We start from the raw sequence: 14,840 nt of genomic DNA, 5'->3' as shown, positions 1-14,840 counted from the left end.
CGCCGAAAAAGGCACACGCGTCATGAAAACAAAAACCAATATACTTTACAGCTGCCTCATTGCAGTCTTTGCATTTTACAACACAGCGCATGCTCAGGAAAGTAAGTATGAGGCCTTAACAAAAAACCTCGTTGCTGCAATGAATAGCCTCGATAGCAAAGCCATTATCGCTCTAATAGATGATAGTTGTAAAATCTCTACATTTCCGAGAGGGATCAACGATCGCCTAATTCCACTCATCTTTAATCAGAAGTTCTCGGCGATTTCAGATTATACTATCTTGAAGCAAGTAAAAGAAACAACTGGCACCAGAGTATTCATCGCGGCTAAATATGGGAATGGACGGGATGGTAAACCCGACTTTCTTTTCGCCGACAACGGTAAAGCAATTGAGCTTAATATCGTGAAAAGTGTTCCTGTAGCTCCTAAAGTTAATCCAGGTACACAGCAACTCACTGGCATTATCCCTGATAGCATTAACGTACCCTTTGAAATTTTCGATAAGCTAATTTTTTTAACAGTTGAGATTAACGGTAAAAAGGGTCGTCTTCAGTTTGACTCAGGTGCTGCAGTAACCATACTTCAGGGCGATATCCTTTCGCAAGCTAACCTGAAACCTGTAGCAGCAGGCCCAACGGTAACAGGTATTAACGGGGCAAGCCAACTAGGGCAGGTGATGTTGGACAGTCTGACCTTGGGCAAAATGAAAATCCGGGGCTTTGACGTCAATACGCTGGCAGGAGCAAAACGCAGTGATTCCTGGGGATTACTAGGCTACGATTTTTTGAATGCTTTTGAAGTGAAAATTGATTATAAACAAAAAATAATGACACTGATTCATGTAGATAGCGCAGGCAATTATTTAAATCCGGCAATCAAGAGGGTAAAACCCATTTCATCTGCAGCTATTGTAATGCAACGACATATTCCGATAATTAACCTTAGTATTTTAGGAAGGGACTATCCAATGGGTCTTGACTATGGCGCTAACAGCAATCTCTTTTTTTCTGAGCATTATGCCCAACTAAAATCAGCGCTAAAAGACGAAAGCGAAGTTGAAATGTTTGGACTTGGTGATAAGACAGTCATGGTGAAATCGGCCGCATTGACAGGTGCAAAAATAGGGAAGCTAAAATTTGATCCCATGCTTGCTGTGTTCACCGAGAACAATATGGCAAATGCAAATACTCCCGATCAGCTGCGCATAAATGGTATCTTAGGTTATCCTTTTTTAAGTCAATATGTAATTTCTATCAATTTTAAAAAAGGACTGGTTAGTTTTTACTAATTCCATAAGTTCGTTGTAAACATAATGCCCCGTTAATATAGTATTTATACGGTATCGCCAGCTTTGCGTACGATATCATGCAGTTGAACGCAACGCCAGGTTTGAAAGAAATTAATGCCAAGTCTTATGATTTAGCCCAATTTGAATCGCTTTACAATGCTATAGCCAGTTCCCTGCAGAAATACGCTTTCTATTGGGTAAAAGACGTTGAGTCTGCGAATGCAATTGTGAATGATGTCTTTGTCCAGTTGTGGTTTAAAAATGATAAACCAGATCAAATCAAAGGGTACCTGTATCAGTCTGTTAAAAACGCTTCGCTCAACCATCTCAAAAAAGAAAAACAGCTGCCTGTATCTTTTATTGATCAGGACGAACTGACTTTAATTGCTGATTTAACAATGCCTTTGTCGGAGGTTGTAACGGAATCTGACAAACTGAGTTTTTTACAAAATACCATCGCACAACTTCCACAGCGAAGACAAATCGTATTCAGGATGTTTCGTCTTGAAGGGTTCAGCTATATCGAAATTGCAGATTTACTTCAGATCTCCGTGCGTACCGTCGAAGACCATTTGGGAAAAGCCATGCAATTTATCCATGCGCGCGCTAAACATTTAGTTAACGAAGACGTAACAGAACTTTAACCTATCCCAACCCGTATTTAAGGGCCCATTTATTGTCTTTGGTAGTAGTAAAAGTACAATCAGGTATGGAGGATAAAATATGGAATGCGATCGTAAAACGGTTAACCAATACAGAAACGGCAGATTCGCAATCTTTGCTTGAGCAATGGTTGACCGAAGACGAGAGTCACGCGCAAGGTTATCAGGAAGCAAAAGTAGTATGGGAATTGTCAGCTTTGATTCAGCCTGATCAGCCTCATGTTTCTTTTGATCAATTGCAGCCACAGCTGATTGCTAAAACACAAGTTAAACAGCTTAATTTCTGGAAGTATGGAATAGCTGCAGCTTTGTCGGCAGCGGTTCTCCTGGCAGCTCTTTTTCAGTTCAGTCAAGATAAAAAACATAATCCTTCAGAAGAATGGGTAACCAGGAAAGCGGATGCCGGAAAAATGATTCAGGTTAATCTACCCGACAGCTCTAAAATCTGGTTAAACTCCGGTTCTGAAATCCGATTTCATAAATACTTCAGCGCACAGAAATCCAGAACGGTACAGTTGATCGGAGAAGCCTACTTTGATGTTGCCCACGATGAAAAACATCCCTTTGTTGTGGAGAGTGGTAAACTCACTACCGTTGTGTATGGCACAAGCTTTAGCATCAGGGCTTATGGTAACGAAATGAATACCTCGGTAGCAGTTAACTCCGGGAAAGTTGGTGTGTTGATAGCCGACACTAAGGAGGCAAAGGTCCCGGTAATGCTTGTCGCAAACGATAAGTTAACCTTCAACAGGAACCAGCATACATTCACTAAGTTAAGCGTAACGAATTCAGAAGTAAACGCCTGGACCGCTGGCATACTTACTTTCGAACAAACGCCGCTCAACGAGGTCTTTGCAACAATCTCAAGAAAGTTCAATGTGCAAGTTAAAGCCGATCCACTGAAATATCAGGAATGCAGGCTGACCGCGAAATTCCAAAACAAGCCACTTAAAGAGGTACTGCGGACACTGAAAATGGTAATGAACTTACAAACTAAACAAATCGATCATACAGTTTACGTAGAAGGAGGCACCTCATGTAGTAATCCATAAAAAAAAGCCGTTCCTGTTGGCCCGGGAACGGCTTCAAATCCTAACCAATTGGTAGAAACCAAAAGGTTAAACATTCTAATTATTTAAATCTGAAAATTTAAACAACCCAAATTTATGAAAAAATTTAATGGGGCTGACAGCCTCGTGAAAATAATTATGCGTACAAGCCTCATCTACTGTACCCTCTCCGTCTTATTTCTCAACCTCGTGCAGGCTTCTGCAGTTAAAGGTCAGGAAGGATTAAATACCCGAATTGACCTCCATTTAAAAAATGTCAATTTTACCGAATTTCTTAAGGCAATTGAAAAGAAAACCGGTGTCAATTTTGTCTATACCAATAACGAATATATTAATTCCCGCATCTCTGTAAACGATCGTTCTAAAACAGCAAGAACGATATTAACACCCCTGCTTCAAAATAACCAGTTAACGATAATCGAGGATGGTTTGATGGTTGTCATCAAAAGAAACCAGAAAGTTGCACCGGCTGTGGTAGCTAAACCGGGATCTGTTGTAGGCTATGTTAAGGATAAAGAAAATGATAAAGTGCTGCCCTATGCAACTGTGATTTTAAAAAGCACCAATCAGAAAGTGCTTACCGATGCGAACGGCTATTTCGTAATTAACAATATCAAGGCAGGTGAAGCAGTATTGAAAGTAAGTTATATTGGCTATACAGCTACGGAATTCAGCATTAGGATTGAGGATGGGAAGATCGCAAAGGCTGATTTCAAATTGGAAAGCCAAAGCAATGATATGAAAGGGATTACGATCAACGGGATCAGAAGGGGAGAAGCAATCGCCTTGAATAACATGCGGAATGCAGACAATATCAAGTATGTGCTTTCTGAAGAACAAATAGAACGCTTTCCGGATGCAACTGTAGGCGAAGCCATGCAACGTGTACCGGGGATTGCCATGGACTATAGCTACGGACTGCCCCGTAACATTATTATCAGGGGATTGGATCAAAGCATGGGCTCGGTAACGTTGAATGGAAACAGACTCCCATCTACGCAAACCAACTCCAGGGATATCGATTTAAATGGTATTCTTTCTTCTACAGTTGAGGCAATTGAGGTGAACAAAACGCTTACCCCGGATATGGATGCCGACGGAACAGCTGGTTCTGTGAACATTATTTCTAAAACCCCTAAGCAGGGTGCGCAGCAATTACAGGTTAAAGGCTCTTTTGGTCATAATTTCCTGGTCGACAAGCAAAACTTTGACGGTTCGATAAACTACAGCAAACGGCAGAACAAATGGGCCTACTTATTTGGGGTAAACTATAGTAAAACTTTCCGTGGCGAGGATCGGGTACAGAAGGATTACGATACTTACACGATCAACGGACAAGATAGAACGCTGCTGTCAAACCTGGAATTGGAAGGTACAGATCTAAAACGCGAAAACCTGGGTTTACAGGGTGAACTCAAATATTTCCCCACTGAAAAAAGCCAGGTTTATTTGAGAGGCTCATGGAATAAATTCTATGAACTCCAAACCAGGGGCACTAAAAGTTATAGTATCGGCGACTACACAGATATTAATACTGTTACCGGGGTAACCATTGGATCTAGTGGTACGCCCAGGGATTATAACCGTAACCTCACCACATTTTCCATCGGCGCAAAAACTGATGTGAATAATTGGAAGGCTGATATTGACCTCACATTTTCTGCCGGACTATATGATCAGCCGACTTATTACGACGGTTATTTCACCTACGGTGGATTATCTGCAGGTCTTGATGTGTCGAATCCACGTGCGCCTCAATTCAACTTCGGTGGCATCAATGTAAATGATCCGACAAAGTATACAACTTCCTCATACGTAAACAGACATCAGATAGCACATGATAAAGATGGACAGGGATCGGTTAACATTCAGCGAACTTTTGATCTGAGCACAAAGAATAAATTCCTGTTTAAATTTGGTGGTCGTTATAAATATAAAGAAGATGATCATACCAGAAGTTACTTTCAATATAAGTTAAAAACTGGCTCTTTATCAATGGCTAACTTTCTCGGCGATTATTCAAGAAAAAAATATTTTGATGGCAATTATGATTTGTCAGGTGCCATCGGTAACGGATATCTGATGGAACAATATTATCAGAACAACCTTTCACTTTTCCAGAATGATGAAACTTATATCCGTCAGAACACCGATCCAGATTCTTACAGCGGAAAAGAAACACTCGCAGCAGGATATGTGATGGGTAAACTTACGCTTGATAAATTAGACATCATCACCGGTTTGAGGTATGAACGTACAGGTTTTAATTATAACGGTAATATCGTATCATTCGATGATAAAGGTGCGTATGTCAGTACCGCAAAAGTAGATACCAAGTCAGCATTCGATGGCTTCTTCCCAAGTTTAAACCTTAAGCTTGCTTTAGACCAGCGTACTAATCTCCGTGCTGCGGTTACACGCTCCCTGTCTCGCCCCGGTTATTATGATCTTGTACCATGGCAGGAAATTGAGACCAGAAGAAAGCGTATGAAGATCGGTAATCCGGATCTGGATCAGGCAATATCAACGAACGTAGACTTTCTTTTTGAGCATTATCTTAAATCTCTGGGCTTAATTTCAGGAGGAGTCTTTTATAAAAACATTGAAAATTATATCTATGAAAGTATCTATACACAACAAGGTGGGAAATTCGATAAGTACCAGGTTACCCAGACAATAAATGGTGCAAATGCACATGTATATGGTTTTGAGGTGGCATGGCAGCAACAACTTACCTTCCTTCCGGGATTCTTAAATGGTTTCGGGATTTATGGTAACTACACACAGATCCAGTCCAAATTTAAAGTTCCTGGTCTGGTTAGTGAGCGGACAGTACGTTTACCTTCTATGCGCCCTAAGGTAGGAAATGCATCCCTGTCGTACGAAAAATACGGATTTTCAGGAAGGATTTCATTAAACTTCTATGAGACTTTTATCAGCGAACTTGCCGATACGGAAGCAAATGATTTAATGGAAAAAGGACGGGCACAACTCGACTTTTCCGCTTCTCAAAAGATCAGCAAGTCTTTCTCCATTTTTATGGGAATCAGTAACATCAACAACGCACAAACGATCCTGGACTTTGGCGACGGCCGACCAAATGACCATAAATATTATTCGTCTTGGGCAAACATCGGTTTCAAATTTATTCCTTTCCACTAATATTTTAACATGAGATTTTTTAACCCAAACATCATTTTTATATTGTTCCTCTGTGCCCTTTGTAAACGCGCTGATGCGCAGTCATCCAAAGCCACAATGCAGCCAGACAGAATTATTCTAACCTGGGCAGGTGATCCCTCAACAAGCCAGGCAGTAACCTGGAGAACAGATAGCACGGTAACAAAGAGCTATGCTCAAATCCTTGTCGAAGGCAGCTCCCCAAATCTGGAGAAACCCGAGTCAAAAGAATATGGCGCCACCACTTCTTCACTGAAAGGTGCCGCCTATGAAAGTGCAAACTACCATAGCGTCAATTTCACTGAGCTTAAGCCGGATCAGATCTATACCTATCGTGTTGGTGATGGCACAAGCTGGAGCGAATGGTTTCAGTTCAAAACAGGACCGGCAAGTACCAAACCCTTTTCCTTCATTTACCTTGGTGATGCTCAAAACGACATTAAATCCAAGTGGTCACGCGTCATCAGACGGGCTTTCGCTACCTATGGTGATGCGCGCTTTATTGTCCATGCGGGCGATCTGATCAACCGTTCTAACAACGACAGCGAATGGGGAGAATGGCATTATGGAGGTGGTTTTATCAATGGAATGATACCCAGTATCCCTTCTCCGGGTAATCATGAATATTTCCGTGATGAGCAAAAGGTATTGACGCTTGATCCGCATTGGCAGGCACAGTATACACTTCCTGAAAATGGCCCGGAAGGATTAAAAGAGTCTGCTTATTATATCGATTATTCCAATGTCAGGATGATCTCTTTAAATACGCAGATGATCGTTCTTGATTCGAACTCTCTAAAGATTCAGGCTGCCTGGTTGGAGAACGTATTGAAAAATAACCCGCAACGATGGACAATGATTACCTATCACCACCCGATCTATTCAACGGCAAAAGGAAGGGATAACAAAGAGTTTCGGGAACTTTTTAAACCTTTATTTGATAAGTATCATGTTGATCTGTTGCTGCAGGGGCATGACCATACCTATAGCAGGGGTCAAAACCTTCCGACTGGCGTATCGGGCAAGGTAGGCGGACCAATGTATGTTGTTTCTGTGGCCGGACCAAAAATGTATAAGGTAGATGTTACCCCAAAATGGATGGATATTTTTGCAGAGAATACACAGCTGTTTCAAATTATCTCTGTTGACAACGAAAACCTGACTTATACGGCCTATAAGGCATCCGGGGAGGTTTTTGATGCGTTCAGGTTGAAGAAAAAATCGAAAGATAAAGCGGCTGAATTCACAGATCTTAGAAAGGTAAAAACTAAATAAGTAAAAATTGAGAAAAGGGTTGTCAGCACTAACAGTGCATGGCAACCCTTTTCCATTAAAAGAAGATGTTCCCACTTCGCTGAAAGACTTTACACATTGATAATACTAAGTTAAACTGTGTCGCAAATAAAGGCAATAGTTTTGCCTCGTAAATGGACAAGGGTATTATATGTAATATCAAAGCGGATGATCAGTCAGCTTTTAATGATACGTATTTCCGCTATCACGAGCAGATCTATAGCTTTGTTTTTAAGAAAACCCAATCCGAATATATTGCTACCGAAGTAGTTCAGCTTTGTTTTATCCGCTTGTGGGAAAACCGCAAATCTCTTAAAGAAAACCTCGCACTCAATATTCAACTCTTCGGAATGGCCCGTCAGGTCATGATTGATGAACTTAGAAAAGAGGCTACCCGGACTAAATATAACCAGGCATCCGGTGTATCACCATTTACTGATAACCTGATGAAGATGATTGAAAGCAGGGACCTGCTGAAACATTTTGAGCAGGAGATCGAGGCTATGCCTCCAATGCGAAAAATGGTGTTTAACCTGAGCCGCGACAATGGTCTTTCTTACGCTGAAATTGGCGAAATACTTGGCATATCCACTAAAACTGTCGAAAGCCATATTGGAAAGGTACTTTCCCGTCTCAAACACTATATGTATACAATTCTTTTGTAGCCACATTAAGTAATTGTTAAGCCGTAAGGGCAAGGCACGCGGCATACGTAATACCTGTATGAAGCCAAACAAAAGACGGCCTTCCAGACCAGGCAGGAAAGTATTCATCGAAGAGAATTTTAGTAATGAGCAGTGGGAATCTTTCGGATCTGAGCATAATCTCCCCGAAGGTAAATCAGCAGAAATGCTCCGTGCAATTCATGAAGGTATTGCGATCCGTTCGGAAGAAAAATACCAGACAAAATTAACAGTTTTAAGGGTAACAAGATATTTGTCGGCTGCCGTAGTATTCCTGGTTTTAGGTATCGCCATTTATATTGGCTACAATAATATAGGTGGGCAGAACCCCAACCCAAAGTCTGCAGCAACGGCTACGGTTAAGCCCATCAGCGGTCAGCGTATCTGGCTTCAAGTTGCCAACACCGGCAAAAGTACGAGGAAATACCAATTGCCTGATTCCTCAGTAGTGACCATTTACCCGGCTTCTAACATCAAATTCGATAAGGAATTCAATCAAAAACTCAGGACAGTTTATCTGACCGGTCAGGCTAAATTTAAAGTTAAAAGGAATACCGAACGTCCTTTCAGTGTATATTCCGGCGCATTAAAAACGACCGCATTAGGTACCTCTTTTACCATCAACACGGCAGCAGCTGGAGATCGTATTTCTGTTAAGCTCCATACGGGTAAGATCGTCATCGCCAATACCTCAACCCAACAGGCACTGGCATATATTTCTACGCCTGGAGCTACCCTGATGTATCAGCCATCTTCAAAAATAGTGAGGGTCATGCCTGCAGCACCGTCATCAGATCAAGCAGTCGTATCGCTGAAAAAGGAAGGCAATGTCATCCTGATGAAAAACATTCCACTTGCAGAAGTAATCAAGTTGCTAAACAAGGCCTATAAAATCCAGATCCATGCAAATCAAAGCGACATCAGCAGTATCACTTTTACCGGGCAGGTTGATACCGCCAAAGACCGTGCAGAAGATGTGCTGAACATGATCTGTGTGATCAATAACATGACCCTTGATCAGGTGTCCCAACACGAATTTAACATACAAAAATCCAATAAATAAAAACAAACATTATCCACAAAATCATGATGTATTTCACAAGATTGAAAGCCTTAAAACATATGGTATGCCTCGGCATTATCTGTTGGGCAGGACCTATTTTTGCACAGGAGCTACCAGTAAAGGGGATGGTTCTCGATCCTGCCGGAAAGGGCGTTCCTGGAGTGACAGTCAAAGCAGAACATGAACAAACACGCAAATCGGTAGTAACCACATCTACTAATTCAGGATTGTTCAGCTTTTCCAACATTACGCCAGGCGGACCATACCGTTTTATCTTTAGCCATACGGGCTATAAAACCGATACGCTTTCAGGTTATACCATTGCGGCCGGTCAGCAGGTAGCGCTTAGCCTTAAGCTAAAGGAGCAGATGAACGACTTGCAGGAAGTTGTAATTGGTTATGGAAAAAGTAAAAGGAGCGACCTAACCGGAGCAGTGACGTCTGTTAAACCCGAAGAATTTAACAGAGGTGTAATCAGTTCGGCAGGTCAGCTGCTGCAGGGAAAGGTAGCAGGTCTGAACATTACCAGAAGTGGAAATCCAACAGACAGACCTGCAGTCATCCTGCGCGGTCCTTCAAGCTTTAGAGAAGGGGCACAGGAGCCTTTTTATGTGATTGACGGTGTTCCCGGGGCCTCCATAGACCTGGTGGCTCCTGATGATATCCTGAGTATTGAGGTTTTAAAAGACGCCTCGTCTACAGCAATTTATGGATCAAGAGCGGCAAACGGTGTCATCATGATCAATACTAAGAATGCTGGAAAAGGACTAGGTCAATTATCTTATAGTGCTTACGCAGCCACAGAATCCATCTCAAATACCATTACCATGGCTACTGGCGACGAGCTGAGGGCTTACCTAAAAGCCAATGGCAAAACCCTGGATAAAATCAGCGATGATGGCAGCAACACCAACTGGCTTAAAGAAGTGACCAGAACAGGTATTTCACACAACCATAACCTCAATTTTAATGGAGGAGGCGAGAATTCATCTTACGGCGCAAGCATCAACTACCTGAACAATCAGGGAATCATCAAAACTTCGGGAATGGAGCGTTTCATCGCCAGAGCGAATATGGAGCAACGTTTACTTAACAACCGCCTCAAATTAAACCTTAACCTGACCAATAGCAACACGACTAACGATAGGATTGCCAGTCAGGTTTACAACAATATGTTCACCTACCTGCCTACGGTTGGTGTTAGAAAAGCTGATGGTACTTTCTCTGAAGATCCTTCAAGAACAACGGGTACCGGGGGTTATTATAACCCGGTCGCCTTACTGGAAAACAACACCTATCAAGGTAAAACCAACCTGTATCTGATCAATGGTGCAGCAAAAGCAAATATCCTCAACGGACTTGACTTCACGGCGATGGTATCTATGCAGAATGAGCAGATCAATGAAAATCTGTACAACAATAGATTCTCTATGCTTAAGCAAGGATTTAATGGTTACGCAGAACGCTCGTCAGTAAAAAATACGCAGAAAGTGTTTGAAGGATACTTTAATTACGACAAGACTTTTGGTGATCACAGCATGAAATTACTTGCCGGATATTCCTGGCAGGAGAACCGTAATGGTGATGGGTTTCAGACTTCCGGACAAAACTTCATCTCGGATGATCTGCTTTGGAATAACCTCGGGCTGAGTAACGGAAATGGATCAACGGTGGTTAATTATGGTACAAACTACATCTCGACATTGCGTTTGATCTCTTATTATGGCAGGGCTATCTACGATTACAAAGGAAAATACCTTTTCCAGGCTACTTTGCGCCGCGACGGTTCATCTGCCTTTGGTGTAAATAACAGATGGGGAATGTTCCCGTCCGTATCTGCCGGATGGAATATTGAAAAAGAAGCTTTCATGCAAAATGTTGCTTTTGTCGATAACCTGAAGCTGCGTGCTGGTTACGGAGTTTCCGGAAACTCTATCGGCTTTGATGCGTATACCGCCAGACTTGTTTATGGCGCGCAGAACGGCTCCTACTTTTATTCTAACGGTAAGTGGTTAACAGCTATCGGACCGACTCAAAATGATAACCCGAATCTGAAATGGGAACGGACGGCAACCTTGAATATCGGTCTCGACTTTGGTTTGTTTAAAAATAAAGTCTCAGGTTCCGTTGATGTCTACAATAAGAAAACAACAGACCTGATTGCCCCTTACGCGGTATCTACCACGCAATATCCATTCAATGTATTGACGGCGAATGTTGGTGCAATGACCAATAAGGGTATCGAGTTTACGTTGAATACCACACCGGTAAGAACAAAGGATTTTAGCTGGAATACGTCGATAAATCTTTCACACAACCAGAATAAAATTACTTCAATCTCTAACGACTTGTTCCAGGCAAGTGAATTCTACACAGCAAATGTGGGCGGTAGGGGCCAGTCGGGCGCATTAGGCTATCAGATCATCAGAGAAGGACTTCCTTTGGGATCTTTCTATACGCTCAGATATGCTGGAAAAGACAATGCCGGAAAATCTATGTTCTATGATAAAGACGGTAATGCGTCAACAGCAAATACCGGATTTGAAAATTTCACCGTAACAGGCTCCGCTCAACCCAAGCTTTTATATGGCTGGAACAACACATTCCGCTATAAGCAGTTTGATTTCAACTTCTTTATCCGCGGCGTTTATGGCAACAAAATCCTTAATGCCACACTTGCAGATATGAATGCGCCTATCTATGCATTCCAGACTAACATTGCGCAGTCAACATTAACAGAGTCGATCAATGATGATAAAGCACAATTCGTATCTGACAGGTATCTGGAAAGTGGTTCTTACCTACGTTTGGACAATGCAACCCTGGGCTATACTTTTAAAATGAATGGCAGCAGAAGTTTGCGTCTATATGCTTCAGGAAACAACCTGTTTATCATTACCAAATATAAAGGTGTGGATCCCGAGATCAATATGGCCGGGCAAACACCAGGTATCGATTACCGTAACTTTTATCCTAAAACACGTTCGGCAATTTTTGGCCTGAACTTCAATCTTTAACCCGTAATAAGACAGAAAATGAAAAAATATATAACAGCAGCAGCCCTGATCGCCCTAACATTCGGTGGCTGTAAAAAGCTAGATGTAGATGTTGAGTCTCAGCTTACCAGCGAAAATTTCCCGGTAACGCCTGATGCTTTCGTAGCGGCAACAGGGACAGTTTATCAAAAATTCAATGCCAGTTTTGGTGTGGATATCTGGAGAATGTATGAGTTAACGAGCGAGGAGGCAATTATCACTGCCCGCAACGGTGGTTACTATGATCAGGGGAGATATCAAACGCTGCATAAGCATAACTGGCTGCCAGATCACCCGATCATCCAGGGTGCCTGGCAATGGGGGTATGCCGGAATCAGCGATTGTAACAGGGTATTGAATATCTTGGAAAAATCAGCAGATAGCCCAACAAAAACACAGTTTCTCAATGAGATCAGAACCATGCGTGCACTGTACTATTTCTATGTGATGGATATGTTTGGCAATGTGCCGATTACTGCGTTCGGTACTGCAGATGCACCAAAACAGTCTACGCGTGCCGAGGTTTTCAGCTACATTGAGAAAGAATTATTGGCAGTGTCAGAAGGACTGACGGCACCTGCAACGGTAACGATCGAATCCTACGGTCGCCCAACAAAATGGATGGCTTATGCGATGCTGCAAAAGCTCTATATCAATGCCGAACAATATATCGGTAAACCGATGTATGCGGAGTCTCTGGTTTATGCAGATAAGATCATTAATGGAAGCTCAATGGCATTGGTTAGTGATTACAATTCCCTTTTTTCGCCTACTAATGGAGCCAATACAGAAACGATTTTTGCGGCAATCTATGATGCAAATTATTCGGCTGGGAATGCCATGACGCGCTATACCCTGCATGCCTCATTGCGTGCAAAATATAACCTCCCATTTAGCCCAAGTAATGCACAGTGTACCTTGAAAGAGTTTTATGACACGTTTAACCTGCCCGGAGATATCAGGAATGCAACCTGGTTAGCAGGGAAACAATTCCTTGCTGATGGTACTACGCCAATTTTAAACGGATCTGTACAGTTGAATTTTACACCAGAAATTATACTGACCAATACGGAGACGATGGATGTTGGTGCTGAAGTAAACGGGATATCAAGAGGCGTGCGCTCGATTAAGTTTTATCCGGACCCCAATACAAACAGCAGCACGCGTTTCCAGAACAATGATATGCCAATCTTCAGGCTTGCCGATGTTTATCTGTTAAAAGCTGAGGCCTTGTTAAGAACTGGCGGATCTACAGCCGAAGCTTTGAAACTTGTAAACAGAGTGCGTGTTCGTTCAAAAGCAGCTGAAATCAGCACCATAACCCTTGATGGCATATTGGAAGAAAGAGGTCGCGAGTTAGCCTGGGAAGGATGGCGTCGGAACGATTTGATTCGTTTCGGTAAATACCAGGGCAAATGGGGATTTAAAGCAGGTAACGAAGGTGCTTACCGTGATATTTTCCCAATCCCGGCTACGGAACTGGTGCTGAATAAAAACCTTAAACAAAACCCTGGATACTAAAGTATGAAGAGAAGAGATTTTGTGAAGGGGACAGCGCTTACTGCGCTGGGTGCCAGTGTACTCTCGCCATTACAGTCGCTGGCGGAAGTGCCGCAGACCCATTTGGAAAGTGAAGATGTTGCACCCAGGAGTGAATTAAATGATAACTATCCGGTACATTTCATGGCGATAGGTGATTGGGGTAGAAACGGTGCCGATCATCAGCTACACGTGGCTCAGCAAATGGGTAAATGGGCTACCGAAAACCCCAATGACTTTATCATCTCTTTAGGTGATAATTTTTACCCTAAAGGGGTAACAAGTGAACATGATCCGCTATGGCATTACTCTTATGAGAATGTCTATACTGATTTTGCATTGCAGTGGGACTGGTATCCGATCCTCGGTAATCATGATTATATTTCAGATCCTGATGCGCAGGTGAGGTATAGCAAAATCAGCAGACGCTGGAAGATGCCTTCAAGATACTATTCCAAAGAGGTTCCAATCAAAGGGGGAGGTAAAGTGCTCATGCTTTACATTGATACCTGTCCATTGATCCCTGAATTTCACGAAAGTGAACAATATGGGCCATGGGTAAAAGATCAGCAACCTGAAAAACAACTCAAGTGGATAGAAGACACACTGAAAAATGCAGGACCGGATGTGAAATGGAAAATGGTGATGGGACATCACCCAATCTATACAGTTGGCCCCAGGATCAAAAACTATGATACACTTGCGGTGAGGAAGGTCCTGGCTGGTATCTTCGAGCGCCAGCAGGTAGATGTTTATCTGTCGGGGCATGACCACTCCCTTCAGCATTTAACTACAGCGGGACATACCCAACAGTTTATTTCGGGGTCTGGATCTGAAGTTACACCGGTAACATCCGGCGTTCCTTACAGTAAGTTCGAAGCAGCTACTTATGGCTTTATGTATTTCTCGATAGATCAAGCCAGATTAAATGTTAAGACGATTGATTATATGGGGAAGAATATTTACGAAACTACCCTCAGGAAAACTTAATAAGCTGCTTAGGTAAAAAAAGGGTTGCCATTATGAA

Annotated in this window: 10 protein-coding genes; all 10 read left to right on the top strand. The window is 42.4% G+C overall.

The features are described 5' to 3' along the window. The first annotated feature begins 22 nt into the window (after positions 1-22). The 10 genes from CLV32_RS03985 (at position 23) to CLV32_RS03940 (ending at position 14,803) form a co-directional block, all read left to right on the top strand. The gene (locus tag CLV32_RS03985; protein ID WP_133552610.1) at positions 23-1,288 is read left to right on the top strand and encodes an aspartyl protease family protein; all 1,266 of its coding nucleotides are present in this window, start codon (positions 23-25) and stop codon (positions 1,286-1,288) included. A 77-nt stretch (positions 1,289-1,365) separates the two neighbouring features. Next, entirely contained in the window at positions 1,366-1,932 is a 567-nt protein-coding gene (locus CLV32_RS03980; protein WP_133552608.1) for a sigma-70 family RNA polymerase sigma factor, read from the top strand. 65 nt (positions 1,933-1,997) lie between these two features. Beyond that, the gene (locus CLV32_RS03975) at positions 1,998-3,002 is read left to right on the top strand and encodes a FecR family protein (RefSeq protein WP_133552606.1); all 1,005 of its coding nucleotides are present in this window, start codon (positions 1,998-2,000) and stop codon (positions 3,000-3,002) included. 114 nt (positions 3,003-3,116) lie between these two features. Continuing rightward, positions 3,117-6,182: a TonB-dependent receptor gene (locus tag CLV32_RS03970; RefSeq protein ID WP_133552604.1), complete on the top strand. Its 3,066-nt coding sequence runs from the start codon at positions 3,117-3,119 to the stop codon at positions 6,180-6,182. 9 nt (positions 6,183-6,191) lie between these two features. Beyond that, the gene (locus CLV32_RS03965) at positions 6,192-7,475 is read left to right on the top strand and encodes a purple acid phosphatase family protein (RefSeq protein WP_133552601.1); all 1,284 of its coding nucleotides are present in this window, start codon (positions 6,192-6,194) and stop codon (positions 7,473-7,475) included. Between the two features lie 152 nt (positions 7,476-7,627). After that, entirely contained in the window at positions 7,628-8,158 is a 531-nt protein-coding gene (locus CLV32_RS03960) for an RNA polymerase sigma factor (RefSeq protein ID WP_133552599.1), read from the top strand. A gap of 58 nt (positions 8,159-8,216) precedes the next feature. After that, positions 8,217-9,239 carry a FecR family protein gene (locus CLV32_RS03955; RefSeq protein WP_133552597.1) on the top strand — a complete coding sequence of 341 codons (1,023 nt, stop codon included), beginning with the start codon at positions 8,217-8,219 and terminating at the stop codon, positions 9,237-9,239. A 23-nt stretch (positions 9,240-9,262) separates the two neighbouring features. Continuing rightward, complete coding sequence (locus tag CLV32_RS03950; RefSeq protein WP_243732228.1) at positions 9,263-12,256, top strand: SusC/RagA family TonB-linked outer membrane protein; 2,994 nt, start codon at positions 9,263-9,265, stop codon at positions 12,254-12,256. 18 nt (positions 12,257-12,274) lie between these two features. Next, positions 12,275-13,795: a RagB/SusD family nutrient uptake outer membrane protein gene (locus tag CLV32_RS03945; protein ID WP_133552595.1), complete on the top strand. Its 1,521-nt coding sequence runs from the start codon at positions 12,275-12,277 to the stop codon at positions 13,793-13,795. 3 nt (positions 13,796-13,798) lie between these two features. Next, positions 13,799-14,803: a metallophosphoesterase gene (locus CLV32_RS03940; protein ID WP_133552592.1), complete on the top strand. Its 1,005-nt coding sequence runs from the start codon at positions 13,799-13,801 to the stop codon at positions 14,801-14,803. The last annotated feature ends 37 nt before the right edge of the window (positions 14,804-14,840 follow it).

Source organism: Pedobacter duraquae, from assembly GCF_004362245.1.
In the GTDB taxonomy this organism is placed as follows: Bacteria; Bacteroidota; Bacteroidia; order Sphingobacteriales; family Sphingobacteriaceae; genus Pedobacter; species Pedobacter duraquae.
This window is presented reverse-complemented; position numbering and strand designations above follow the sequence as displayed.

Coding starts and splice junctions, on each gene's coding strand:
- CLV32_RS03985 (WP_133552610.1), top strand. CDS start 23: ATGAAAACAAAAACCAATATACTTTACAGCTGCCTCATTGCAGTCTTT.
- CLV32_RS03980 (WP_133552608.1), top strand. CDS start 1,366: ATGCAGTTGAACGCAACGCCAGGTTTGAAAGAAATTAATGCCAAGTCT.
- CLV32_RS03975 (WP_133552606.1), top strand. CDS start 1,998: ATGGAGGATAAAATATGGAATGCGATCGTAAAACGGTTAACCAATACA.
- CLV32_RS03970 (WP_133552604.1), top strand. CDS start 3,117: ATGAAAAAATTTAATGGGGCTGACAGCCTCGTGAAAATAATTATGCGT.
- CLV32_RS03965 (WP_133552601.1), top strand. CDS start 6,192: ATGAGATTTTTTAACCCAAACATCATTTTTATATTGTTCCTCTGTGCC.
- CLV32_RS03960 (WP_133552599.1), top strand. CDS start 7,628: ATGGACAAGGGTATTATATGTAATATCAAAGCGGATGATCAGTCAGCT.
- CLV32_RS03955 (WP_133552597.1), top strand. CDS start 8,217: ATGAAGCCAAACAAAAGACGGCCTTCCAGACCAGGCAGGAAAGTATTC.
- CLV32_RS03950 (WP_243732228.1), top strand. CDS start 9,263: ATGATGTATTTCACAAGATTGAAAGCCTTAAAACATATGGTATGCCTC.
- CLV32_RS03945 (WP_133552595.1), top strand. CDS start 12,275: ATGAAAAAATATATAACAGCAGCAGCCCTGATCGCCCTAACATTCGGT.
- CLV32_RS03940 (WP_133552592.1), top strand. CDS start 13,799: ATGAAGAGAAGAGATTTTGTGAAGGGGACAGCGCTTACTGCGCTGGGT.